20 protein-coding genes are annotated in these 24843 nt (G+C 73.0%); 8 read left to right on the top strand and 12 right to left on the bottom strand.

The window, feature by feature from the left end; genetic code table 11:
• Positions 1-15: 15 nt before the first annotated feature.
• Positions 16-816 (bottom strand): crotonase/enoyl-CoA hydratase family protein, encoded by an 801-nt coding sequence (locus tag ACFYX3_RS09385; RefSeq protein ID WP_389010195.1) that lies wholly within the window; start codon positions 814-816, stop codon positions 16-18.
• A gap of 48 nt (positions 817-864) precedes the next feature.
• Positions 865-1662, bottom strand: a complete 798-nt coding sequence (locus tag ACFYX3_RS09380; RefSeq protein WP_389010192.1) for a VOC family protein — start codon at positions 1660-1662, stop codon at positions 865-867.
• Between the two features lie 391 nt (positions 1663-2053).
• Here ACFYX3_RS09380 and ACFYX3_RS09375 point away from each other — a divergent pair, with 391 nt between their 5' ends.
• Both ACFYX3_RS09375 and ACFYX3_RS09370 read left to right on the top strand, forming a co-directional pair.
• Entirely contained in the window at positions 2054-3457 is a 1404-nt protein-coding gene (locus ACFYX3_RS09375; RefSeq protein ID WP_389010189.1) for a sulfatase, read from the top strand.
• Positions 3458-3540: 83 nt separating this feature from the next.
• Positions 3541-4437 carry a formylglycine-generating enzyme family protein gene (locus ACFYX3_RS09370; RefSeq protein ID WP_389010186.1) on the top strand — a complete coding sequence of 299 codons (897 nt, stop codon included), beginning with the start codon at positions 3541-3543 and terminating at the stop codon, positions 4435-4437.
• Between the two features lie 39 nt (positions 4438-4476).
• Here ACFYX3_RS09370 and ACFYX3_RS09365 read toward each other — a convergent pair whose 3' ends face one another.
• Positions 4477-5403, bottom strand: coding sequence for a LysR family transcriptional regulator (locus ACFYX3_RS09365; protein WP_389010183.1), 927 nt, complete (start codon positions 5401-5403; stop codon positions 4477-4479).
• Positions 5404-5495: 92 nt separating this feature from the next.
• Between ACFYX3_RS09365 and ACFYX3_RS09360 the strand changes: the two genes are divergently transcribed.
• The 3 genes from ACFYX3_RS09360 (at position 5496) to ACFYX3_RS09350 (ending at position 10472) form a co-directional block, all read left to right on the top strand.
• Positions 5496-6923: an MFS transporter gene (locus ACFYX3_RS09360; RefSeq protein ID WP_389010180.1), complete on the top strand. Its 1428-nt coding sequence runs from the start codon at positions 5496-5498 to the stop codon at positions 6921-6923.
• A gap of 242 nt (positions 6924-7165) precedes the next feature.
• Entirely contained in the window at positions 7166-8449 is a 1284-nt protein-coding gene (locus ACFYX3_RS09355) for a serine hydrolase domain-containing protein (protein ID WP_389010178.1), read from the top strand.
• Positions 8450-8585: 136 nt separating this feature from the next.
• Entirely contained in the window at positions 8586-10472 is a 1887-nt protein-coding gene (locus ACFYX3_RS09350; protein WP_389010176.1) for an AMP-dependent synthetase/ligase, read from the top strand.
• Between the two features lie 47 nt (positions 10473-10519).
• Here the strand turns inward: ACFYX3_RS09350 and ACFYX3_RS09345 are convergent, their stop codons facing one another.
• Entirely contained in the window at positions 10520-11050 is a 531-nt protein-coding gene (locus tag ACFYX3_RS09345) for a DinB family protein (protein WP_389010174.1), read from the bottom strand.
• Positions 11047-11604 (bottom strand): helix-turn-helix transcriptional regulator, encoded by a 558-nt coding sequence (locus ACFYX3_RS09340; RefSeq protein ID WP_359515181.1) that lies wholly within the window; start codon positions 11602-11604, stop codon positions 11047-11049. The genes ACFYX3_RS09345 and ACFYX3_RS09340 overlap by 4 nt, the downstream gene beginning before the upstream one ends.
• 168 nt (positions 11605-11772) lie before the next feature.
• Between ACFYX3_RS09340 and ACFYX3_RS09335 the strand changes: the two genes are divergently transcribed.
• Positions 11773-12921, top strand: a complete 1149-nt coding sequence (locus ACFYX3_RS09335) for an aryl-sulfate sulfotransferase (protein WP_389010172.1) — start codon at positions 11773-11775, stop codon at positions 12919-12921.
• Positions 12918-14252, top strand: a complete 1335-nt coding sequence (locus ACFYX3_RS09330; RefSeq protein WP_389010169.1) for a uracil-xanthine permease family protein — start codon at positions 12918-12920, stop codon at positions 14250-14252. Before ACFYX3_RS09335 ends, ACFYX3_RS09330 begins: the two co-directional genes overlap by 4 nt.
• Here ACFYX3_RS09330 and ACFYX3_RS09325 read toward each other — a convergent pair.
• From ACFYX3_RS09325 to ACFYX3_RS09310, 4 genes are all read right to left on the bottom strand, one after another.
• Complete coding sequence (locus ACFYX3_RS09325) at positions 14221-14769, bottom strand: rhodanese-like domain-containing protein (RefSeq protein ID WP_389010166.1); 549 nt, start codon at positions 14767-14769, stop codon at positions 14221-14223. The two genes, ACFYX3_RS09330 and ACFYX3_RS09325, sit on opposite strands and share 32 nt — an antisense overlap.
• Positions 14770-14931: 162 nt before the next feature.
• Complete coding sequence (locus ACFYX3_RS09320) at positions 14932-15762, bottom strand: DUF1684 domain-containing protein (RefSeq protein ID WP_389010163.1); 831 nt, start codon at positions 15760-15762, stop codon at positions 14932-14934.
• 162 nt (positions 15763-15924) lie between these two features.
• Complete coding sequence (locus ACFYX3_RS09315) at positions 15925-16437, bottom strand: hypothetical protein (protein WP_389010160.1); 513 nt, start codon at positions 16435-16437, stop codon at positions 15925-15927.
• 22 nt (positions 16438-16459) lie between these two features.
• Positions 16460-16588: a hypothetical protein gene (locus tag ACFYX3_RS09310; RefSeq protein WP_389010157.1), complete on the bottom strand. Its 129-nt coding sequence runs from the start codon at positions 16586-16588 to the stop codon at positions 16460-16462.
• 267 nt (positions 16589-16855) lie between these two features.
• Between ACFYX3_RS09310 and ACFYX3_RS09305 the strand changes: the two genes are divergently transcribed.
• Positions 16856-19681: a BTAD domain-containing putative transcriptional regulator gene (locus ACFYX3_RS09305; protein WP_389010154.1), complete on the top strand. Its 2826-nt coding sequence runs from the start codon at positions 16856-16858 to the stop codon at positions 19679-19681.
• 109 nt (positions 19682-19790) lie between these two features.
• Here ACFYX3_RS09305 and xdhC read toward each other — a convergent pair whose 3' ends face one another.
• Genes xdhC through ACFYX3_RS09290 form a run of 3 tightly spaced genes read right to left on the bottom strand, consistent with a single transcriptional unit; the run spans position 19791 to position 24422 of the window.
• The gene (gene xdhC, locus ACFYX3_RS09300) at positions 19791-20600 is read right to left on the bottom strand and encodes a xanthine dehydrogenase accessory protein XdhC (protein ID WP_385664329.1); all 810 of its coding nucleotides are present in this window, start codon (positions 20598-20600) and stop codon (positions 19791-19793) included.
• A 1-nt stretch (position 20601) separates the two neighbouring features.
• On the bottom strand, positions 20602-22962 hold the full coding sequence (gene xdhB, locus ACFYX3_RS09295; protein ID WP_385664276.1) for a xanthine dehydrogenase molybdopterin binding subunit: 2361 nt from the start codon (positions 22960-22962) through the stop codon (positions 20602-20604).
• A complete protein-coding gene (locus ACFYX3_RS09290; RefSeq protein WP_389010151.1) occupies positions 22959-24422 on the bottom strand; it encodes a xanthine dehydrogenase small subunit in 1464 nt (487 codons plus the stop codon). The genes xdhB and ACFYX3_RS09290 overlap by 4 nt, the downstream gene beginning before the upstream one ends.
• Positions 24423-24843 lie beyond the last annotated feature (421 nt).

Here is a 24843-nt window from a genome sequence, read left to right as displayed (position 1 = left end):
GGGGGAGGCGACGGTTCAGGCGGTGAACGAGCCGTGCCTGCCCGCGCCGGACGTGAAGCGGGCCGCGCCCTTGAGGGTCTCGCCGGCCGTCAGGGGCACCATGCCGTGACGGAGTTCGGCCGCCAGGGCCTCCGGTTCGGGGAGGCCGTGCTGTTCGCGGACGGAGAGGCGGTCGTGGCGTAGGCACAGCTGGGGGAAGGCGGCGATCTCCCGGGCGAGCTGCTCCGCGGCGGCGCGCGCCCGGCCCGGCGGGACGAGGCGGTTGGCGAGGCCGATCTCGTACGCCTCGGAGGCCGGGACCGGCCGGCCGGTCAGGATCAGGTCCATGGCGCGGCTCTCGCCGATCAGCCGCGGCAGCCGGACCGTGCCTCCGTCGATGAGCGGCACTCCCCAGCGGCGGCAGAACACTCCGAGGACCGCGTCCTCCTCGACCACGCGCAGATCGCACCACAGGGCCAACTCGAGGCCGCCGGCCACGGCATGGCCGCTGACGGCCGCGATGACCGGCTTCGTCAGGCGCAGCCGGGTCGGCCCCATCGGGCCGTCGCCGTCGGGCGCCACCCGGTTCCCGCGCTCGGTGCCGATGGCCTTGAGGTCGGCGCCCGCGCAGAACGTGCCGCCTTCGCCCCAGAGCACCGCGACCGAGGCCTCTTCGTCCGCCTCGAACGCCCGGAAGGCGGCGGCGAGTCGACGAGCCGTCGGTCCGTCCACGGCATTGCGGGCGGCGGGCCGCGACAGGACCACCGTGGTCACGGGCCCGTCGCGCTCGACGCGGACGGCGTCCTGCTCCGGCGGTGTCGCTGATGCATCGGTCATGGGGGCATTCTCACGTGACCGCGGTCCGGTGGCCAGAGCGGCGATCAGTCAGTCGGACGGCGGGGTGAGGACCACGAAATCGGCGTTCGAGGGGTCCAGGCAGACGGCCAGCCGGCCGACATCCTCCATGTCCTGCGGCCCCATCTGCACCCCGCCGCCGATCGCGGTGATCTTGGTGAGGGTGGCGTCGCAGTCCTCGACGTCGAAGACGGGGTGCCAGTACGGCCGTCCGCTCGCGAGGGTGAGGGCGTCGGCGGGCACCTGCATGAGACCGCCGTGCATGCGCTCCTGGGGCAGTCCCGCGGGGGTGATGAGGGTGTAGGTGCCCGTGCCGCCCGGCAGGTCCATGTCGGCGTACTGCCAGCCGAGGACTTCGCCGTAGAACTCCTTCGCGGCCGCCGCGTCGCTCGTGTACAGCTCGGTCCAGCTCAGTGATCCGGGCGCGTCCACGAGCTCGAAGCCCGTGGTCTCTCCTGCCTGCCAGACGGCGAACTGTCCCCCCAGCGGGTCGCTGTACTGGGCCATCCGGCCCTGCTCGCCGAAGCTCCTGGGAGCCACCCGTACCGTGCCGCCGGCGCGCTCCACCGCCCGGGTCGTCTCGTCCGCGTCGGTGACGGCGTAGTAGATCATCCAGGCCGAGCGGGCCCCCGGCTCGGTGAGCCTGCCGAGCCCGGCGACGATCTTCCCGTCCTTCCGGAACATCCCGCCCTCCGCGTCCTGCCCCTCGCCCATGGACTCGTACTCCCAGCCGAACGTACCGCCGTAGAAGGCGGCGGCGGCCGGTACGTCGGGGGCGCCGAGGTCGAGCCAACAGGGGGAGCCCGGTACGAAGGCGGTGGAGAGCATGACGATTCCCTTTCGCGGTCCTGTACGCCTCAGCCTCGCACCGGGCACCGCCTCCCGCCCGTCGGGGACACCGCCTCCCGCTCATCGGGGACACCGCCGTCCGCCATTTCATCCGCCGTACATGGAACCGCGGAACCACTCCGCATACTGTCGTGCGCATGGCAGCAGGAATCCTCACTGCGCGCCGCCACGTCGACCAAGGGCACCTGGCGAGCGCCCTGTGTACGGTCGCCCCGGCGCGCTGAACGCGCCCCTTCCCCCACGGGATCCCCACCTGGCGCCCCCGCCCGACTCCCGTCTCTTCCCCTCCCCGCGGCGGCCCGACGGCACGTTCCCCGTGCGTCCGTCCGCCGTGCCCCCTAGTGCAGCCGCACCCAGAGGAATGGACATCATGAGCGAGAACCGACGCCCGCAGGTGAGCCGACGAGGCTTCCTCGGCGGCGCCGCCGCCGTCGCGGCCGCGACCGCCGTACCCGCACTCGGACAGATCGCCGGCGCAGGCCCCGCCGCTGCCGCCGGCCGGCCGAACATCCTGCTGATCGTCACCGACGACCAGCCCAAGCACACCGAATGGGCCCTGCCCAAGACCGTCGCCTGGCTCGCCGACCAGGGCGTGAAGTTCACCAACGGCCACGTCACCACCCCGCTGTGCGCGCCCTCGCGTTCCAGCGTGTTCTCCGGCCGTCACGCCCACAACCACGGCGTGCGCAACAACAAGGCCTCGTACGCGCTCGACCAGAGCACCACGCTGCAGAGGTACCTCAAGCAGGCCGGCTACCGCACCGGCCTGTTCGGCAAGTACCTCAACTCCTGGACCCTGGCGGACAATCCGCCGCACTTCGAGGAGTTCGCCCTCCTCCGGCCCGCGTACGTCGACGCCCAGTGGAACGTCAACGGCACCGTCCAGACCATCAACGGCTACACCACGACCATCGTCAAGAACCGCACCCTGAACTTCCTCGACAAGGCCGCCACCGACACCCGGCCCTGGTTCGCGTACGTCACCCCTTACGCCTCCCACGGGCCCCGCACCCCCGAGGCGAAGTACGCCGGCACGCCCGTGCCCGACTGGAACGGCCGCCCCTCGGTCCCCGAGAACGACCGCGGTGACAAGCCGGCGTACATCAAGAACGCCACCGGCACCCTCGCCGACGGCCAGACCATCCGTGCCGAGCAGCTGCGCACCCTGCTCTCCGTCGACGACGCCGTCCAGGCGTTCAAGGACAAGCTCCAGGCCCTGGGGCAGCTGGACAACACCCTCGTCATCTACATCGGCGACAACGGCTTCAGCTGGGGCGACCACGGCTGGACGGCCAAGTCGGTGCCCTACCGCCCCGCGCACGAGGTGCCGTTCTACCTCTCCTGGCCGGCGGGCGGGCTCGGCGCGGGAACCCAGGACAACCGCATCGTCGCCAACATCGACATCGCGCCGACCATCCTCGACGCGGCCGGCATCACCCCGGACGCCGCGCAGGACGGCCGTTCCCTGCTCTCCGGACACAGCCGCGACCACCTCCTGGTGGAGTGGTGGAAGCAGGGCACCGGTACCGGTGGCGCACCCACCTGGTCCTCGTACGTCGCCAAGGACAAGCAGTACACGGAGTACTACGACCTGACGACCGACGGGAACGGCACGGTGTCCGGCACCGGGCAGGTGAAGTTCCGTGAGTACTACGACCTCGTGAACGACCCGTACCAGCTGACCAACAAGCTCTACCAGGCCACGCCGGCCCAGGAGCAGGCCCTGGGCATTCCCGCCCTCGCGGCGCAGCTCGCCGCCGACCGCGTGGCCTGACCCGCACCACAGCACTGCCGGCCGGCCCCGCGCCGCGACGCACGGGGCCGGCCGCCCATCCTTCCGATTCCGCCGGAGTCGTCATGCCCGAATGCTGCACCCCAGGTCACGCCCACCTCCCTGTCCTGACCCCCGCCCCGCCCCGTCCTCCGGCCCGAGCCTCCAGAGCGGTCCGGCAGCTGCTCTCCCTGCCCGGAGGGCGCTTCCTGATGGGCACCGACGACCCGGACGGCTTTCCCGTCGACGCCGAGGGCCCGGTCCGCGAGGTGGCCGTGGAACCCTTCCGCGTCGCGGCCACGACGGTGACGAACGCGCAGTTCGCCACCTTCGTCAAAGCCACCGGACACGTCACCGACGCCGAGCGCTTCGGCTTCTCCTTCGCCTTCGGGGCCTTCCTGGAGAAAGAGGTGGCGGCCGTGTCCCCGCCCGTGCCGGGCGTTCCGTGGTGGAGGACGGTGGACGGCGCCTCGTGGCGCCACCCCGAAGGCCACGGCTCCCACGTCACCGACCGGCAGAACCACCCCGTCGTCCACGTGTCCTGGCACGACGCCCAGGCCTACTGCGCCTGGTCCGGCACCCGGCTGCCCACCGAGGCGGAGTGGGAGTACGCGGCACGCGGCGGCCTGGAGCAGCGCCGGTACCCGTGGGGTGACGAGCTCACGGCCGACGGCCGCCCCCTGTGCAACATCTGGCAGGGAGACTTCCCGGACCTGCCCACCGGCGGCGGGCACGCGGGCACGGCCCCCGTGAAGTCCTTCCGGCCCAACGGCTTCGGCCTGTACAACACCGTCGGCAACGTCTGGGAGTGGAGCGCGGACCCGTTCACCCCCGGCGAGGGGACCGCGCGGGCGATGCGCGGCGGCTCGTACCTGTGCCACGACTCCTACTGCAACCGGTACCGCGTCGCCGCCCGGAGCTCCAACACGCCCGACAGCTCCACCGGCAACATCGGCTTCAGGGTGGCCGCCGACGCCGACTAGCGTCATCCGCCCGCCGTGACGGGGGGCGGGCGGACGGGATCACCCGGACCGGCCCAGCATCAGGTCCCGTACGCATCCGCGCAGCCACGCGTGCGCCGGGTCGGCGTCGTGGCGCGGATGCCAGGCCATGCCGACCGGCAGTGGCGGCAGGTCGAGGGGGACGTCGAAGGCGACGAGCCCGAGAGACTCGGCCAGGGAGCGGCTCCGTGCGCTGATCAGGCCGACGAGGTCCGTGTCGCGGAGGATGAACAGCGACGCCGGGTACGTGCCGACGCTCGCCACCACCCGCCGTCGCAGGCCGTGCTCGGCCAGCGCGGTGTCGACGGGGCCGTGCAGCCTTCCCCGGCGCGAGACCACCAGATGGTCCGCGTCCGCCGCGAACCTCCGCGGCGTCGGGCGCCCCCGCAGGAGCGGGTGCCCGGCGCGGACCACCGCGAGCATGCGGTCGTCCAGGAGGTGCTCGGTGTGCACCTCGGGATGGACGGTGTCGATGACCCCGATCTCCAGGTCGGCGACGCCCTCCCGCAGCGTCGGCGCGTCGATGTGGCTCTCGTTCAGGAACCGCAGCCGCACCCGCGGGGCCTCGCGGCCGGCGCGCGCGAGGAGCGCGGGGCCGAGCAGGGCCGGATGCGAGTCCTGCCCGAGCACCGTGAACGTCCGCGCGACGGTCCGGACGTCGGTCGGACCCGAGGCCGCGAACAGCGCCCTGGCCCGCTCCACGACCGCGCCGACCTCGGCCCGTACCGACAGCGCGTAGGGCGTCGGCACCATCGCACGCCCGGCGCGCACCAGGATCGGATCGCCGAGCGCCTTGCGGATCCGGCCGAGCGTGCGGCTGGTGGCCGGCTCGGACAGATGCAGCCGCCGGGCCGCTCCCCGCACGCTCTGCTCCTCCAACAGGACGTCGAGGGCGAGAAGAAGGTTGAGGTCGAGGCCGCCGGCGTCAACGGATTGCGTCACACGCACTCACTCCTTGCAAAAGATGCACTGGAAGTAATCCACGGGCCGAGCCTACGGTGAACGCACATCCCCTCACCGCGAAGCTCCCTGGAGGAGCCATGTCTTCCGCTGCCCTCTCACCGCCCCCGGCCGCTCCGGCCGGCATCGCGCCGAACGCGCTCGGGCGGTCGACCCTGCTCGCCCTGTGCGCCTGCGTCCTCGTCGCGCAGAGCATGGTCGCCGCCATCAACCTCCTCATCCCCCAACTGGCCGCCTCCGCCCTCCACCCGTCCTCCACCGAGCTGCTGTGGACGGTGGACGCGTACGTCATCGTCTTCGCCGGACTGCTCATCCCCGCCGGAGCACTGGGCGACCGCCGCGGCCGCAAGGGGGTGCTGCTCGCCGGTCTCGCCCTGTTCGCCGCCGGGGCGGCGCTGAGCGCCCTCGCCGCGTCGCCCGCGCTGCTGATCGCCGGCCGCGGGGTGTCCGGCGCCGGGGCCGCCTGCATCATGCCCGCGACCATGTCGATCCTCGTGCAACTCGCCGGACCGGAAGGCCGGGCCAGGGCCCTGGCCTCCTGGACCCTCGCCGTCGGCCTGGGAGGGCTCGCGGGCAACGTCGGCGGGGGAGCGGCGGGCCAGTTCCTGTCCTGGCGCGCCCTGTTCTGGCTGATGGTCCCCCTCGCCGCGCTGCTCGCCGTCGCCGTGGCCGTCACCGTTCCGCGCACCGAGCGCTCCCCGCACGGGCGCCCCGACCCCCGTGGCACCGTGCTGCTGGTCGCCGCCCTCGTCGCCGTCCTCGCGGGCATCATCGAAGGCCCGGCGTACGGCTGGACCTCGCCCCGCATCCTCGTCCTCTTCGCGGTGGGCGCGGTGCTGGCCGGGCTCTTCACCTGGTACGCGCTCCGCTCGCCGGCCGCGCTGTTCGACCCGCGGGTCTTCCGTTCCCGGCAGCTGCGCGCCGCCGTCCTGGGCACGGCCACCGGGTTCTTCGGCCTCTTCTCGCTCTTCTACGCGAACTCGCAGTACCTGCAGTACGTCAAGGGGTACGGCCCCGCCGTCACCGGACTCGCGATCGTCCCGCTCACGATCGGCATGGCCCTCTTCCCCAAGGTCGCGACCCGCTGGCAGGCCGCCTCGGGGCCGCGCCCCGCCGTCACCACCGGGCTGTTCCTCATCGGCGCCGGACTCCTCGGCGCCTCCACCGCCGACGCGGCCACCCCGTACGCGCTGTACGCCTGCTGGCTGCTGGTGATCTCGGCGGGAACCGGCCTGTGCATGCCCGCCCTGACCGTCGGCGTCGTCTCCGCCCTGCCCGCGCACCAGGCCGGGCTCGGCTCCGGGCTCGGCACCTCGGCCCGGGAGATGGGCGCAGCCCTCGGCGTGGCCGTCACGGGCACCGTGCTCGCCGTGCACGGCGCCGCCGCGGGTACGGCGGCCTTCGCCGACGCGATGAGTCCGGCGCTGCGCACGGTGGGCGCGGTCGTCCTGGTCGCGACGGGCCTGGTCACCGCCGGATACCGGACCGGGTCCGCGTCGACCCGCTGAGAGCGGCCGCTCTCGGGGGCGGTGCCACCCCCGTACGCGCGCAGGCGCCGGGGCGGTCACACCTCCTGCGTGTGGGCCGGATGGCGCAGGCGGCGCGCGGGGGAGCGCGGTCCGCGAGACGGTGGCCGCAGTCCGGGACAGGGCGGTCCGGCGCCCGGACGGCCGGTCGCCCGACCGGATCCGGACCTGTGGGCCCCGCGGCCCGCCCGCCGTTCCCCGTTCCGTATCCGAGGAGGTAGCGCATGCCCCGACGTGTCCCCGCCGCGTACGACGGCCGGAATTCCACGAGCCCCGCCCGTGGCCGCACCGGACCGCGCCCGAGGCGCCGGTTCCGTACGGTGGCCGTCGGGGCGGTGGTGGCGGCCGCGGTCCTGAGCGGCGGCGCGACCACGCCGGTCGCGGCGGCACCGCCCGGTCCGGTTCCGTACGGCCCCGGCGGCCCCGGCGACCAGGCGCTCCAGCGGGCCCTCGCCGACCTGGTGGCGGCACCCGGCGGCCCGCCCGGTGCGATCGCGATCCTGACCCGCGACGGTCTCCGGCAGGTCTACCGGGCCGGTACGGCCGAGGTGGGCACGCGGCGCCCGCCCCAACCCGACGACCACATGCGGATCGCCAGTGTGGCCAAGGCCTTCAGCGGCGCGGTCGCGCTGAGCCTGGTGGACCGGCAGGCCCTGCACCTGGACGACACGATCGGCCGGCGCCTGCCCCGACTGCCCGCCGCCTGGCACGCAGTGACCCTGCGTCAGCTGCTCCAGCACACCAGCGGTCTCCCGGACTACAGCAAGAGCCAGGCGTTCCAGGACATCGTCCGCGCCGACCCCCGCCACCATTTCGACTCCCGCCGCCTCCTCGACTTCGTGGCGGGCCAACCGCTCGGCTTCCCGCCGGGCAGCCGCTACGCCTACTCCAACTCGGACAACATCGCGGTCGCCCTGATGGCAGAGCAGGCCACCGGCCGCTCGTACGAGTCGCTGCTGCGGCAGCTCGTGTACGGCCCGCTCGATCTGAAGAGGACCAGCCTCCCGCAGGGCTACCTGCTTCCCCGCCCGTTCCTGCACGGCTACTTCACCGCCCCCGGCGAGCCGCCCGAGGACGTGAGCGAGGCGGTCAGCGCCTCCGGCGCCTGGGCGTCGGGCGGCATCGTCTCCACCCCGGCCGACCTGAGCCGGTTCTTCGGCGGCTACGCCGGACCGGAGTTGCTGAGCCCCGCCACCCGTCATGCCCAGCAGGACTTCCTCCCCGGCGGCTCCTCCGAACCGGCCGGCCCCGGCGTCAACGCGGCCGGCCTGGGCATCTTCCGGTACACCACACGCTGCGGCACGGTCCTCGGCCACACCGGCAACACCCCCGGCTACACGCAGTTCGCCGCGGCCACGCGCGACGGCCGGCGCACGGTGACGGTCTCCATCACCAGCCAGGCCACGCTGGACCCGGCCCTGCTGGCCCGGCTGCGCGCCACCGAGGAGAAGTTCGTCTGCGCCCTGCTCGGCGACCGGGGCCCGGAGGACTGGGGGTTCCGGCCGTAAGTCCTGCCTGCGCGCGGGCATTTCCTCCCCGGCTCCCCTTACGCGGCGGTGGGTTTCCCCTTAGCCTCACACCACTGCTCGTAAGTTACCCGCCGGTCAATATGTGTTGACGGGCGTAGTGGGCCCGGAGGTTGCCATGAGTTCCGCGCAAGACCTGCTCGAAAGCCGGCCGCATTCGGTGGCGCACCTCTTCCTCTCGCGGGTCGGGGCGACACCCGACCGCGAGGCCTACCGCCACCCCGTGGCGGTGGGCCGGGGCGCGCCCGGCGCCGAGGAGTGGCGGTCGCTGACCTGGGCCCAGGCGGCGGATCGCGTGACCGCGATCGCCGCCGGGCTGCTCTCCCTCGGGCTGCGGACCGAGGAACGGGTGGCGATCTCCTCCTCGACCCGGGTGGAGTGGATCTTCGCGGATCTGGGCGTGATGTGCGCGGGCGCCGCCGCGACCGCCGTCTACCCGAGCACCAACGCCGAGGAGACGGCGTACATCCTCGCCGACTCCGGCAGCCGGGCGATCTTCGTCGAGGACGCCGCCCAACTGGCCAAGGTCGTCGAACACGCGGACCGCCTGCCCGAGCTGGACCACGCGGTCGTCTTCGACCCGGAGGCCGATCTCCCCCAGGCGAAGGGGCTCGAGGTGCTGAGCCTCGCCGCGCTCGAAGAACGCGGCCGGGCATACCTCCGGGAACATCCGGAAGCGATCGAGACGACCGTCGCGTCCATCGAGCGCGAGCAACTCGCCACCCTGATCTACACGTCCGGGACGACCGGCCGCCCCAAGGGCGTGCGTCTGGTGCACGACTGCTGGTCCTACCAGGGTGCCGCACAGGAGGTCAGCGGGCTGCTGCAACCCGACGACGTGCAGTTCCTGTGGTTGCCGCTGTCCCACGTCTTCGGCAAGGCCCTGATATCCGGTCAGATCCAGACCGGACACGTGCTGGCGGTCGACGGGCGCGTCGACCGCATCGTCACCAACCTGCCCGTCGTCCGGCCCACCGTGATGGCCTCCGCGCCGAGGGTCTTCGAGAAGGTCTACAACGGCATCGCCGCGAAGGCGCGGGCCGAGGGCGGAGCGAAGTACAGGATCTTCCGGTGGGCGGCGCAGGTGGCCCGCGACCACGCCAGGACCGGGCAGGAGAGCCTGGTGGCGACGGGGAGCCGCAAGGTGCCGCTGTGGCTCGGCGTCCAGCACGCCCTCGCCGACAAGCTGGTCTACGGCAAGATCCGGGCGGCGTTCGGCGGTGAGCTCCGGGGCAGCGCCTCGGGCAGCGCCGCGCTCGCCCCCGACATCGGCTACTTCTTCGCCGGGGCGGGCGTGCCCGTCCTGGAGGGCTACGGCCTGACGGAGACCAGCGCGGCCTGCACCGTCAACCCGGTCGACGACTACCGGGTGGGCACGGTCGGCCGGCCCCTGCCGGGCACCGAGGTCCGCATCGCCGAGGACGGGGAGATCCTCCTGAGGGGGCCCGGCATCATGCGCGGCTACCACAACCTTCCGGAGAAGACCGCCGAAGTCCTGGAGAGCGACGGCTGGTTCCGTACCGGGGACATCGGCGAGATCGACAAGGAGGGCTTCGTCCGGATCACCGACCGCAAGAAGGACCTCTTCAAGACCTCGGGCGGCAAGTACGTGGCGCCCACGGAGATCGAGGGCCGGTTCAAGGCCGTCTGCCCGTTCGTCAGCAACATCCTGGTCATCGGCAACGGCCGCAACTACTGCACCGCCCTGATCTCGCTCGACGAGAGCGTCGTCATGCCCTGGGCGGCGTCGAACGGCCTCGGGGGCCGCGGCTACGCCGAGGTCGTCTCCTCGCCGGACGTGCACGCGCTGATCGACGGGTTCGTCCAGCGCGTCAACGGCGACCTGCAGCGGTGGCAGACGATCAAGAAGTTCTCGCTGCTGCCCCGCGACCTCGACGTCGAGCACGGGGAGCTCACCCCGAGCCTCAAGGTGAAGCGGCCGGTCGTGGAGCGCGAGTACGCCGAGCTCGTCGAGGCCATGTACGAGGGCGCCCGCGAGGCCTGAGGCGGGCCTGTCCGTCCGGTACGGCGACGCGGCAGCCGTACCGGACGTCACCCGTCCCCCGTCACCCCGTCCGTCCGCTCCCGCAGGAAGTCGGCGTGGCCGTTGTGCCGGGCGTACTCCTGGATCATCACCATGTAGACCCAGCGCAGGCTGAGGGTGACCCCGCGCGAGGACAGGAAGGTCTCGTCGAGGCCGTGCCCGGCGGCCGCCGCGTCGCAGGCCTCGACCTCGGCCCGGTACAGCCCGAAGTCCCGCTCCGCGTCCGCGGGTTCGACCCCGTCGAGCCCCTCGTTCCCGTCCGACGGGCCGGTGAAGACCTCGCCGACGGTCTCCGCCGCGAACCCGCGCCGGAACCACGACCGCTCCACCTCCGCCATGTGCCGGACCAGGCCGAGCAGGGTGAGGTCCGACGGCTCCACCGTCGCGCGCGCCAGCTGCGCCGGGTCGAGCCCGGCGCACTTGGCGAGCAGCGTCTCCCGGTGCCAGGCGAGCCAGCCCTCCAGCATCCGACGCTCGGTCACGGTGCCGAGGTCGCCCAGCTTTCGGCTGCGCTCCACCGACGGTGCCTTCCAGGTCATCGGCTCTCCAGTACTTCCACGTGGTCGCCGATCGCGACGGCCAGGACCCGCGAGCCCGGTTCGGTCGTGCGCCAGCGGTGGCGGACGCCGCCGGACAGGAGCAGCGTGTCACCGCGGCCGAGCCGGTGGACGCGGCCGTCGGCCTCCACCTCCACCGAGCCGTCCGCCACGTACAGCAGCTCGTCGTTCCGGTGCCGGAACTCGCGGTCCGCCTCGTGCGCGCCGACGAACTCGAGGGCGTGCAGCTGATGCCGGCCGCGCACCACGGGGCGGACGCGGGCCTCCCGGTCGAGGCCGCTGTCGTCGTCCGCGCGCACCACGTCGACGGTGCGGGTCTCGTCCGAGGCCGCGAGCAGCTGCACCGCCGTCGTCCCGAGGGCGTCCGCGATCCGCTGGAGCGAGCGCATGCTGGGGCGCGCCCGGTCGTTCTCGATCTGGCTGAGGAACGGGGAGGAGAGCCCGCTGCTCCGCGCCACCTCGGCGAGCGTCAGGTCGAGTGCCCGTCGCCGGCGGCGTACGGCGGCGCCCACCCTCGGTGTGTTCGCGGCCTCCATGGTCGTCCCGTCCTTCCCCTCCGGCGCCCGGTGGCGCCTGACGGCACCCTACGCGGCGCGGTGCGGAAACCCGGAGACGGTTTCGTACTGCCGACACACGCCCGTCACACAACGTCCCTAACGTCAAAGTCGGTTGTTCTCATCAAAGAAAGTTTGAAGAAGCCCGACGTGAAAAGTGTGAAGGAACCCGACGTGCCCGCGATCGACCAGAACTCACGCCGCCGCCGTCCCACCGGCCTCATCGCCCTCGACGCCACGGCCGCGTCCGAGGGCTACACCCTCTACGCACCGCTCACCGGCACCGGGGAGGTGTATCTGATCGACCTCCAGGGCCGTGCCGTCCACCGGTGGGACCTTCCGTACCGCCCCGGCCGCCACGCCCGGCTCCTCGCCGACGGGACCCTCGCCTACAACGGCGTGCTCCCGGGCGAGGACGCCCTCTTCCCGATGTGGCACAAGTACCGGGGCGGCGTCATGCTTCACGCCGCACCCGACGGAACCGTGCTGCGGGAGCACCGGGACCCACTCCAGCACCACGACGCCCACCACCTCGACGACGGCCGCATCCTCTACACCGCCCTCGAACCCCTCGCCGGGACCGAGGCCGCGGCGGTACGGGGCGGAGTGCCCGGCTCCGAGGCCGCCGGCGGCCTGGTCTGGGCCGACACGATCAAGGAGGTCGGCCCGGACGGCGAACTCCTCTGGTCCTGGCGCGCCGCGGACCACCTCGACCGCGACGCCTACCCGCTGCACGAGGCCTACGCCCGCGAGCACTGGCCGCTGATCAACAGCGTCACACCCCTGCGCGACGGCAACGTCCTCGCCAGCCTGCGGAGCGTCTCGGCCGTCGTCGTCATCAGCCGCGACACCGGCGAGATCCTCTGGCGGAGCCGCCCCGGCACGGTCAGCCAGCAGCACGCGCCCACCGAACTCGACGACGGCCGGCTCCTCGTCTTCGACAACGGCGTCTTCCGGCCCGGCCACGACGTCCCGTACTCCCGGGTCATCGAGATCGACCGGACCGGCGGCGACATCGTGTGGGAGTACCACGATCCGGCCCGCGAGTTCTTCTTCGCGCCCTTCATGGGCTCCGCCCAGCGCCTCCCGAACGGCAACACGCTCGTCACCGACTCCCCGTCCGGCCGCCTCTTCGAAGTGACGAAGGACGGCTACCTGTGCTGGGAGTACGTCGTCCCGTACTTCGCCGGCTACGGCGAGAGCGAGGTCCGCAGCCTCTTCCCGTCCCAGCCCAACGCCGTCTTCCGCGCCTACCGCTACACCCCCGCCCAGATCCCGTGGCTGGAGACGACGGCATGACGACCGCATCCACCCCGACCCCCGAAGCCGTCGACGCGCGCGTCCCCTTGCGGCGCCTGGTGCCGCTGGCGGCCCAGCACGTCCTCGCGATGATCGCCGCCCCCGTCTCCACCGTCTTCCTCGTCGCCGGCAGCCTGAAGACGTCACCCGGCGCGACGGCCTCCCTGCTCAGCACCGTCCTGCTGCTGTGCGGCGCCGGCGCCCTGCTCCAGTCCCTCGGCGTGTGGCGGATCGGCGGCCGACTGCCGTTCGTCATGCTCCCCGGCGGCGCCGCGACCGCGCTGTTCCTCCAGATCGCCCAGGAGCACGGCGCGCCGACCGCCACCGGCGCCGTCCTCCTCGCGGCCGCCCTGCTGCTCGCCGTGCTTCCCCTGTACGCCCGGGTCGTACGGTTCTTCCCGCCGCTGGTCATGGGCGTGACCGTGCTGCTCATCGGGGTCGCGATGATCCGCGTCGCCGCCCGGCTGGTCACCGGACCCGACGGCACGGGGGAGCCGCGCGCGGTGCTCCTCGCCGCGCTCACCGTGGCGGCGACCGTCGCCGCGTACGTGTTCCTGCGCGGCGTCTGGCGACAGACGTCCGTCCTCATCGGAATGGCGGCGGGAACCCTCATCGCGGTGGGGACGGGCCTGGGGTCCTTCGGTCCCGCGGCCGGCGGCGGCTTCGCGCTGCCCGTGTTCCTTCCCTTCGGCGCACCGCGGTTCGACCTGGTGGCCGCGCTGCCGCTGCTCCTCTTCAGCCTCACCACGCTCGCCGAGATCACCGGACAGACCGTGCTCAACAGCGAGACCGTCGGCCGGACTCCGGCCCCCGAGCGGGACGTCCCCCGTGTCGCCCGCGCCGATGCCCTGGTCTCCCTGGCCGGCGGCCTGTTCGGCACCTCGCTCATGGTCACCAGCGCCGAGAACATCGGCATCGGGCGGCTGACCGGGGTCCGCAGCCGCTTCGTGACCGCCGGAGCCGGAGCGCTCCTGGTCGTCCTCGGCCTGGCCACGCCCGTCTCCCGGGCCCTGGCCGGCATCCCCGAGGCCGTCGTGGGCGGCTCGGCCCTGGTCGTCTACGCGGTGATCGCCGTGATGGGCGTCGAGATGCTGCGCCGGGCCGATCTGTCCGGAACGGGAGCGGGCTCGCTGACGGCCGCGCTCGCGCTCACCGCGGGGCTGCTGCCCTTGCTCAGCCCCGACCTGTACGCGGGGTTCCCCGCCCTGGCCCGTACGATCCTGGGCAGCGGCGTCGTCGCCGGAACGCTCACGGCCGTTCTCCTCAGCGCGCTCCTCGGGCGGAGCGACCGCGAGACCGTCACCCCAGAGGCGCCGGGCCACGCCGGTTGAACGGGAGCCGGCCGAGGACCACCGCCATGCCGCAGGTGTCGGTGAGCGCCGAGAACACGAGGCCTCCGGCGATCGCCGCCGACAGCAGCTGGAACGCCGGATGCACGAGCAGCCCGAGCACCAGGCCGAGGAGCACAAGGGCCCCGGCGGTGAAGCGCACCTGACGCTCCATCCCCCAGACGGCCCGCACCGGGCCGGGCGGGTACTCGAGCCCGTGCCCCGCGTCGGCCCAGGCCCGGGTGCCGCCGGTCAGACTCGCCGCGGCGATCCCGTGGGAGGCGAGGACCTCGGCGCCCTTGCCGGAGCGGGCGCCGGAGGCGCACACCAGGAGCAGCGGTCCGGTCTCGGCGGCGTGCCGCAGGTCCGCCAGACTGCCGTCGATGCGGTCCAGGGGCACGTTGACGGCGCCGGGCAGGCGGCCGGAGGCGAACTCTCCGGGGGTACGGACGTCGACCACCTGCAGTCCGGGCAGCCGTGGCAGTGCTTCGTCGACGCTGAGGGTGTGGGAAATGCCCATGGGAACCTGTCCTCGGGGATGACGGGAAACGGCCCCGCGGCAGCGGCGGCAGGACCGTTTCCCTGGATGCCGGGTGACGCCGGAGGGCGCCGTGGTGCGGCGGACGGGATCGCCACGGAGTGGCCACGACGCCGTCACACCGCCGCAACGAACAGCGGCGGGTTACCGCTGGGCGAGGCGCTCGTGCGGGATCCGCTCCCCGGCCTCGACCGCGACGGGCAGCCGGTTCTCGGCCGGCGGGAGCGGGCAGGTCGCGAAGTCGGTGTAGGCGCAGGGCAGATTGGTCGCCCGGTTGAAGTCGAGCACGACCGTGCCGTCGGGCCCGGGGGCCGCCACGCCGAGGTTCCGGTTGGCCGCGTACGTGGTGACGCCCGAGGTCGCGTCGGTGAACAGCAGCGTGAGGCTGCCGGGCGTGTGCCCGTTGAACGCGGTCAGGCTCAACTCCTGCCCGTCCAGGGCGAAGACGACCCGGCCCGGAGCGTCGTACACGTGCTTGAGGCCTTCGACGGAGGCGCCGACCGTGGTCGGCCGCGGCTCGGCGAAGGCCTCGTACCGGCCCGTGACCACCCAGCGCGGGTCGGGCGCGTACGAGGGGGTCCCGGCGAAGGCGGTCCGCAGCGGGTGGCCGGGGTGCCGGGGCCGGACGATGTCGTTGCCGCCGCGCTTGGCGACCTCGATGACGGTGTCGCCCCGGACGGCGTCGACGCCGCCGCGCTCCGGGATGACGCCGAAGAGGTGCCGTCCCCGTACGGCCACGCCGTCGACGACGAGTTCCTCGCCCTCGTCGAGCTCCACGACGACCCCTTCGGGACCCGTCGACCAGGCCCCCGGCACGCCGGGGAACGTCTGCGGCTCGGCGGACAGCCAGTGCAGTCCGGTGATCGCGAGGAAGCCGTGCTCCGAGGCGAGCCGGGCGTCCTTGTCGCGATGCCAGGCCTCCCACTCCTCGGCGAAGACCTCCTGATCGGGAACGGATGTGTCGCGGACGCTCATGCGTCTCCTCCTGCTGCGGTGGGATGGTGTGATGCGCGCGGCCGCGTAGCCCGCCGAGGGCGGGGGAGACGGAGCGCGGGGCAGGACGAGGCCGTCAGGAGGCGCCCAGGAGCCGCCTGGGCATGCGCGTCGGGAGCCGGACGCCGGGTCGAGGCCTCGGTGTCAGCGGGAACACGCCATGGTCGTGACGCGCACGTAGTCCACGTGTCGGCGCGTCACGAGAAGGCTCATGGGTTCAGGAGAACACACCACCGGTGCGCGGCGCCAGTGGTCCCCGCACTCGGTCGGCGGTGGTCGGGCGAGCCGGGTACCCCGGTCGTCGCAGGGCAGGCCGGTGGCCGGGTTGTGGGCGAGGAAGCCGCGGGTGGCCCGCCGCTCCACCTCGGTGATCGCCGTAGGCTCCACGTTGATGATGCCGCCGAAGGGCCGGCCGACGTCCCGGATGATGATCAGCATCGTCGTCAGGAGCGCGGTGATCACCGTCAGGGTGGTCAACCGGCCGAGGTTGTTCTTCCGGGGCAGGCGGAAGTCCGTCGACCACACGCTGGGCGCCGGCGATCCGTGGCCGTCGGACATGGCCGGCCATTCCTGCTCGCGTACGGCTCGGGCGTAGCGGACGGCGTCCGCCTGGATCCGCGCCCGCTGCACCTGCGGCGCGTACTCGGCCGTCTCCACGAGCTGGTCGAGCGCCCGGGCCTCAACCCCGCGAGGCGACCTCGGCCTTGCCGTACGAGCCGTTGGCGGTGACCAGGACGAAGGGGAGCAGCAGGACGGTCATCGTCAGGAGCGGGCCGACGAGGTCCTTGACGGCATCATCGCCCGGCACGTCACGGCACGGAACAACGGAAACGTTTGTTCGCCCTCGGGTGGAGGACCCGCGTCGGGCCGCGTATCGGATCAAGACCCTCCGGTCTTCTTCGGGCGTTGTCCGGCTGCTGGATCGACGGGCCAACTACCTTTGTCTGAAAGCAAATTCGAGACACGAACGCGTGTCTGGTTCGCCTGGGGCGTGAGGTGTGGCGTACAACCTGTGACCGGCCCGTTCGCCGACGTACGCGGCCATCTGAATCCACCGAGCCCTGGAGTCACACAGATGCGTTTCGGTCTGCTCGGCCCACTCACGGCGCAGGACGCCGACGGCCCTCTCGTCATAGGCAGCACGAAGGTCCGGCTCCTGCTCGGCATCCTGCTCCTGAAACGCGGTCAGGTGGTCTCCTCCGACGAGCTCAAGGCCGCCCTGTGGGGCACGGACCTGCCCGCGACGGCCTCCAGCTCCCTCCACAACCACGTGACCCGCCTGCGCAGGACGCTCGGAGCCGAAGGTGCGGGCCGGCTCCGCTCGGTGCCGCCCGGATACCTCCTGGACGTGGACCGCGGCGCCCTCGACAGCGACCGGCACGAGGAACTCCTCGGCAACGCCCGTACCGCCCGGCTCCGCGAGGACTGGGAGACCGTACGACGCTCGTGCGCGAGCGCACTCGGCCTCTGGCGCGGGAACCCGCTCGCGGACCTGCCCGGACTCGACCACGGCCTGCTGTACGGGCCGGTCCTCCAGGCCCTCGACGAGGCACGGCTGGTCGCCCTGGAGTGGCGCTGCGAGGCCGACCTGCGGCTCGGCCGGTACGACGGCCTGGCGGCGGAGCTGTACGCGCTCACCGAACAGCACCCCCTGCGCGAGGGATTCCACCGCCACCTCATGGTGGCCCTGCACCGCACCGACCGGCAGGCGGAGGCCCTCGCCGTCTTCCACCGGCTCCGCAAGATCCTCGCGGACGAGCTCGGCGTCTCGCCCGGCCGCGCCGTGCAGGAGGCGCTCGCCGACATCCTCCAGGGCCACGGCGAGTCCGCGAGGAGGCTCCCGGCGGCCGCGACCGTGCCCGCGGTCGCGCCCGTGCCCGAGAAGGCTTCCGGAGTCCACGTCCCGGCCCAACTGCCCCCGTTCTCGCGCTACTTCTCGGGCCGCCGGGCGGCCCTGGCACGGCTCGACGCCCTCCTGGAGGACGCGCGCAGCCACGCCGGCACGGGACCCATCGTCATCTCAGGCCCCGGCGGGGTCGGCAAGACGACCCTCGCGGTCCACTGGGCGCACCGCGTCCGCACGGACTTCCCCGACGGTCAACTCCACCTGAACCTCCGCGGCTTCGCACCCGACGGATCCGCCGTCACCACCGACAGCGCCCTGCGCAGCCTCCTCGAAGGCCTCGGCGTACCACGTGCGCGCGTCCCCGCCTCCCAGGAGGCCCGCACCGCCCTCTACCGCACGCTGACGGACGGACGCCGCTACCTGATCCTCCTCGACAACGCCCGCGACGCCGCCCACGTACGCCCGCTGCTGACCGGATCCGCGACCAGCCTCACCGTCGTCACCAGCAGGGACCAGCTCCTCGGCCTCGTCGCCGTCGAGGACGCCCAGCCCGTCGCCCTGGACGTGTTCTCGCCGGAGGAGGCGCGCGAGCTCCTCACCGCGCGCGTCGGCCGCGCCCGCGTCACGGCGGACCCCCGTGCCGTCGACGAGGCCGTCGAACTGGCCGCCCGACTCCCGCTCGCCCTCGCCGTCGTCGGCGCCCGCGCGGCCGTCACCCCCGCCCTCAGCCTGACCCGGCTCGTCGAGCGGCTGCGTCGCGCCCGCGGTCTCGACGCCTTCACCGGCAGCGACGCCTGGAGCGACGTCCGCGCCGTGTTCTCCTGGTCGTACGAGACGCTGAGCGCCGACGCCGCACGCCTCTTCCGGCTGCTCGCCGTCCACCCCGGGCCCGGGATCACCGTCTCCGTGGCCGGCAGCCTCGCGGCGCTCCCGCCGGCCCGGGCGCACACCCTGCTGACCGAGCTGGCCGAGGCCAACCTCGTCACCGAGGGCGAGGACGGCAGGTACTCCTTCCACGACCTCCTGCGCGCCTACGCGGGGGAGCTCGGCGAAAGAACCGACTCCGCCACGAGCCGCGGAAGCGCCCTGAGACGGATGACCGAGCACTACCTCCACACCGCGCAGCGCGGCGCGCTGCTCATGGACCCCCAGCTGGCCCCCGTCGAACTGCCTCCGAAGGCGGGTCGGGGCGTGCGCCCCGAGTACCTCGCGGACATCGGCGAGGCGCGGGAATGGTTCACCGGCGAACACACGGCCCTCGTGGAGACCGTCGTCCGGTCCGGTGCGGCCGGTCTCGACCTGCAGTGCTCGCAGCTGGCCCACGCACTGAAGACGTACCTCAACTGGGCCGGCCACTGGGCGGACGGGGAGACCGTCCAGCGGGCCGCCCTGGCGGCGGCGGAGCGGCTCGACGACCCGACGGCCCGGGCCCGGGCGCACCGGAGCCTGGCCGTGACCCTGCGCTGGAGCGGCCGGGAGGCCGAGGTCGAGACGCATCTGCGGCGGGCACTCGACCTGTTCACCGCCGAGGGGGACCTGCTCGGCCAGGCCGACGTCCACCTCGACCTCGCGAGCCGGTACGAGCAGCAGGAGCGGCCCGAGAGGGCGCTGCACCACAACGAGCGGGCACTCGGGCTCTTCCGGGAGCTCGGAACCCGGGGCGGAGAGGCCAAGGCCCTCAACAACGTGGGCTACTTCCAGGCCCTCCTCGGCAACCACGCCGAGGCGCTGGCCATGTGCGACGCGGCCCGCCGGGTCTTCGAGGAGATCGGGGACCTGCGCAGCCTTGCCCTCACCTGGGACAGCCTGGGCGTCGTGCACCAGGAGACGGGCGACCTGGAGCGGGCGGCGGAGTGCTTCCGGATCTCGGCGGAGGGTCTGCGCGAGGTCGGTGCGGCGTACAACGAGGCCCTCTCGCTCGACCACCTGGGAGACGCCGAGTCGGCGGCCGGCCGGCCGGAGCAGGCGCGGGAGGCGTGGCAGAAGGCCTGGGAGCTGCTCGACGGGCTCCGGCACGACGACGCGGAGGCGATCCGGCTCAAGCTGAGGCGGTGAGCCGAGCGACAGGACTCCCAGGACGTCGGCGACGAGCCGCTGTTCACCGGCGCGGCCCGTGACCGCCACCGATGCGAGGGTGTCCCGCACGCGCGCGTGCGGGACACCGTCAGGCGTCCTCGGCCTCGAAGGCGCGCAGCAGGTCCGCGGCGACGCTCACGGCGATCGTCGCGGGCTCCTTGCCGGTGATGTCGGCCAGACCGATCGGCGTCTTGATCCGGTCGATCGCGGCCTCGTCGTGACCGCCCTCGGTCGCGAGCCGCTTGCGGAACCGCGCCCATTTGGCCGCCGACCCGATCAGACCGATCGAGCCGAGGTGCGGCGCCCGCAGGGCGGCGTCGCACAGTGCGGCGTCCTCGGCGTGGTCATGGGTCATGATCAGGACGTGCGTGCCGGGCGGCAGCTCCTCCAGGACCTCCTCGGGCAGCAGCGGCGTGTGGTGCACCCGCACCCGGGCCACCGCGTCCGCGAGCACGCCGAGGCGCCCCTCGGCGAGGGTGTCGGCGCGGGAGTCGACCAGATGGAGGTCGAGGTCCTGGCGGGCGAGGATCCGCGCCAGTTCGAGCCCGACGTGCCCGACGCCGAAGACCGCCACCGCCCGTACCACCGGCAGCGGTTCGAGCAGCACCGACACCGTGCCGCCGCAGCACTGCACACCGTGCCGGTTGGTCACCTTGTCGTTCAGCGCGAAGTCGATCAGCTCCGGCTCCCGAGCGGACGCGGCGATCATCTCCCGGGCCCGGTCGATCGAGACGGCCTCCACGTTGCCGCCGCCGATCGAGCCCCAGGTCTCGGTGTGCCCGACCACGAGCTTCGCGCCGGCGTCGCGCGGGGCGTGGCCGCGCACGGTCGCGACGGTCACGAGCACGCCGGACTCCCGGCGTGCCCGCAGCCGCGCGACCGCGGCGAACCACGTCATGTCAGGCACCGACCGACGCTTCCGCACCGGTCCCGACCCTGTCGCGAGCCGACTCGATCGCCCAGTACACCGCCTCCGGCGTCGCGGGCGAGGCCAGCTCGACGCTGATCCCGCCGGGCCCGAACGCGGCGGCGGCCTGCCGCAGCGCCTCCCGTACGGAGAAGGCCAGCATCAGCGGAGGCTCACCCACCGCCTTGGACCCGTAGACGGCGCCCTCTTCGGCGGCGTTCTCCAGGAGGGTGACGTGGAACTCCTCGGGCATCTCCGAGAAGCTGGGCAGCTTGTACGTGCTCGCCGCCTGTGTGAGCAGCCTGCCCCGGTGCGGTCCGTCACCGGCGTCCCAGCGCAGGTCCTCCAGGGTCAGCCACCCCGCGCCCTGCACGAAGCCGCCCTCGACCTGACCGATGTCGATCATCGGGGACAGGCTGTCGCCGACGTCGTGCACGATGTCCACCCGCCGGATGCGGTACGCGCCGGTGAAGCCGTCCACCTCGACCTCGGCCGCGGCGGCGCCGTGGGCGAAGTACTTGAACGGCGAGCCGTGGAACGCCTTCGCGTCCCAGTGCAGCCCCTCGGTGCGGTAGAAACCGGCCGCCGACAGCTGCACCCGCTGGAGGTACGCCGTGCGCACCAGCTCGTCCCAGGCCAGCTCCTCGTCGGAGCCCAGGCCGCGCGCGACGCCCTCGACGACGCGGACGTCCGAGGCGTTCGTGCCGAGCCGCGTCGCCGCCACCTGGAGCAGCCGCTCGCGCAGCTGCTCGCAGGCGTTCTTCACCGCCGCGCCGTTGAGGTCCGTGCCCGCGCTGGCCGCGGTGGCGGAGGTGTTGGGCACCTTGTCCGTGCGCGTCGGGGCGAGGCGCACCTTGTGCAGCGGGATGCCCAGCGTGGTCGCCGCCACCTGGAGCATCTTGGTGTGCAGGCCCTGGCCCATCTCGGTGCCGCCGTGGTTGATCAGGACGGAGCCGTCCTTGTAGATCAGCACCAGCGCGCCGCCCTGGTTGAAGGCGGTGAGGTTGAAGGAGATGCCGAACTTGAGGGCGGTGAGCGCGAGGGCCCGCTTGGTGTGCGGGTGCGCGGCGTTGAAGGCGGCGATCTCACGGCGGCGGTCGGCGATGCCGCCGTTCTCCATGACCTGCTCCCAGACGGCGGTGATCCGCTCCGGCTGGACGACCGGCTGCCCGTACGGCGTGGACTGGCCCCGCCCGTAGAAGTTGCGCTCCCGCAGCTCCGCCGGGTCCAGGCCGAGCAGCGGCGCGCACCGGCCCATGATGTCCTCGATCACCAGCATGCCCTGGGGGCCGCCGAAGCCGCGGAAGGCGGTGTTGGAGACCTTGTTGGTCCTGGCGATGCGGCCGGTGATCCGTGCGTTCGGGATCCAGTACGTGTTGTCGATGTGGCACAGCGCGCGGGCCACCACCGGCTCGGACAGGTCGAGGCTCCAGCCGCCGTCCGCCGTCAGGGTGGCGTCGAGGGCCTGGATGCGGCCGTCGGCGTCGAAGCCGATCCTCCACCGGGCGTGGAAGCCGTGCCGCTTGCCGGACATGGTCAGGTCCTGGGTCCGGTTGAGCCGGACCCGGACGGGCCGGCCGGTCAGCCTGGCGCCGAGCGCGGCGACGGCCGCGAAGCCGTGCGGCTGCATCTCCTTGCCGCCGAAGCCGCCGCCCATCCGCAGACACTGCACGGTCACCTCGTGACTGTGCAGCCCGAGCACGTGCGCGACGATCTCCTGCGTCTCGGAGGGATGCTGGGTGCTGCTCTGGACGAAGACCTGCTCGGCCTCGTCGACGTAGGCGAGCGCCGCGTGCGTCTCCAGATAGAAGTGCTCCTGGTCGGAGAAGTGCAGCTCCCCGGTGAACACGTGCGCGGATTCGGCGAACCCGGCGTCGACGTCGCCCGTCACCATCACGGGGCGGGCGCCGTGGAAGCTGCCGGCCGCGATCGCCTCCGGCAGGGTGATCAGAGAGGGCCGTTCGTCGAGTTCCACCTCGACGGCCGCGGCGCCGAGCCGGGCGGCCTCCAGCGTCTCGCCGAGCACCCAGGCGACCGCGTGCCCGTGGAACATGACCTCGTCGGGGAAGAGCGGCTCGTCGTGCTTCATCCCGGCGTCGTTGACGCCGGGCACGTCGGCGCCGGTCAGCACGCGGACCACGCCGGGCACGGCGAGCGCCGGTCCGGTGCGCAGCGCGGTGATCAGGCCATGGGCCTTCATGACCTGGACCGGGTAGGCGTGCAGCACGTCCTTGGTGCGGTGGACCAGGTCGTCGGTGTACAGCGCGGTGCCGGTGACGTGCTGGACGGCGCTCTCGTGCGGCAGGGAGAGGCCCACGACGGACTTCTCGGGGCGCTGGGACAACTGGCTCATGACGACACCGCCTCGGTGGTTCGCGTGTACAGCTTCAGCAGGCTCTGCCCGAGCATCGCGGAGCGGTACGCGGCGCTGGCCCGGTGGTCGTCCATCGGCGTGCCCTCGTTGCGCAGTACCGGCACGACGGCCTCGACGGTCTCCGCCGTCCACGGCCTGCCCTCCAGGGCCGCCTCGGTGGCGAGCGCGCGGACCGGGGTGGCGGCGACGCCGCCGAGGCCGATCCGCGCCGTGCGGACGATCCCGTCCTCGACGTCCAGGGCGAACGCGACCGCCACGCTGGAGATGTCGTCGAAGCGCCGCTTGGCGATCTTGTGGAAGGCCGCGACGGGCGCGAGCGGCAGCGGGACGCGCACCGCGCGGATCAGCTCGCCGGGGCGGCGCACGCTCTGCCGGTAGCCGGTGAAGTAGTCGCGGAGGGGGACCTCGCGCTCCCCGTCGGCTTCGGCGAGCACCACCGACGCGTCGAGCGCGAGCAGCGCCGGTGGGCTGTCGCCGATGGGGGAGCCGGTGCCGAGATTGCCGCCGAGGGTCGCGCCGTTGCGGATGAGCCGCGAGGCGAACTGCGGGAACAGTTCGGCGAGCAGCGGTACCCGACCGTCGAGACGGCGCTCGATCTCGGTGAGGGTCAGCGCCGCGCCGATCTCGATGGCGGCGGACTCGACGCGCAGCTCCCGCAGTTCGGGGAGCCGGTCGACGGCGACCACGCAACCGGCCCGCCGGGAGCGGATGTTCACCTCCACGCCCCAGTCGGTGGACCCGGCCACCACCACGGCGTCGGGCCGCTCGCGCAGCAGCCGCAGCGTCTCGGCCAGGCTGCTCCTCCGCAGGAACGCGCTGTCGTCCTGGACGTACGAGGTGGCGACCGGCGCGGGCGGGGCCTGCTCGCGGCGCTGCGCGAGGGGGTCGTCCTCGGTGGGGGTGCCGACGGCGAACGCGGCGTCGCGGATCGGGCGGTAGCCGGTGCAGCGGCACAGGTTCCCGCTGAGCGCGTGCAGATCGAAGCCGTTCGGACCGTGCTCGGCGTCGGATCCCTCCTCGGTGGCCGCGTGGGCGCAGCGGTCGGGGCGGTAGTACTCGGCGGCCATGCTGCACACGAACCCCGGTGTGCAGTAACCGCATTGGGATCCGCCGCGGACCGCCATCCCCTCCTGTACGGGGTGCAGGGTGGGCGGCGTGCCGGGCGCGCCGGCCGTGGCGAGGCCTTCGGAGGTGACGACCTCCTGGCCGTCGAGCGCCGCGACCGGGACCAGACAGGCGTTGACCGCCACCCAGTCGGTGGGCTTGTCCACCCCGGGGCGGGCCACCAGGACCGAACAGGCGCCGCACTCGCCCTCGGCGCAGCCCTCCTTGGTGCCGGTGAGTCCCCGCTCGCGCAGGAAGTCGAGGACGGTGGTGTGGGCCGGGGCCGGTGCGAGGGGTGCTTGTTCGCCGTTGACGGTGATGCGCGCCGCTACCATGACGGGCCCTCGATTCCGTGCGCGATGGGTCGGTTCATCATGTTCGCCAATGTCGGGCAGCTTTCTGTGTTCAGACGCGCCGCGTCACAGAAGCGGGCGCGGAACGGCACGCGACAGGGGCGTGCCGGGAAGCGGTGAAGGGGAACCGGGGAAACCGGGGGCGTGCCCGCGGACGGGCACGGCGGAACGGCTTCGTCAGCAGCCGTGGGCGATGCGACCCGGAACCCAGACCGTGGTGTGGGCGAGGCGACTCAGATCGGAGCTGGTGTTCATCCGCCGGTCGCCTCCTCTCGGTCGTCATGGGTCGAGGCTGCAAATTAATGCCCGGCGATCACCGAGGTCAAGAGCCGCCCGAGCTGCGTGCATCTCCTCATCAGATGACTGTCAACGAAAACATCTGTTGGACAGTTCCACGGGCCGC

Source organism: Streptomyces sp. NPDC002463, assembly GCF_042889835.1.
Taxonomy (GTDB): Bacteria; Actinomycetota; Actinomycetes; order Streptomycetales; family Streptomycetaceae; genus Streptomyces; species Streptomyces nymphaeiformis.
The sequence above is the reverse complement of the archived record's forward strand: the minus strand, read 5'-3'. Positions and strand labels throughout refer to the sequence as shown.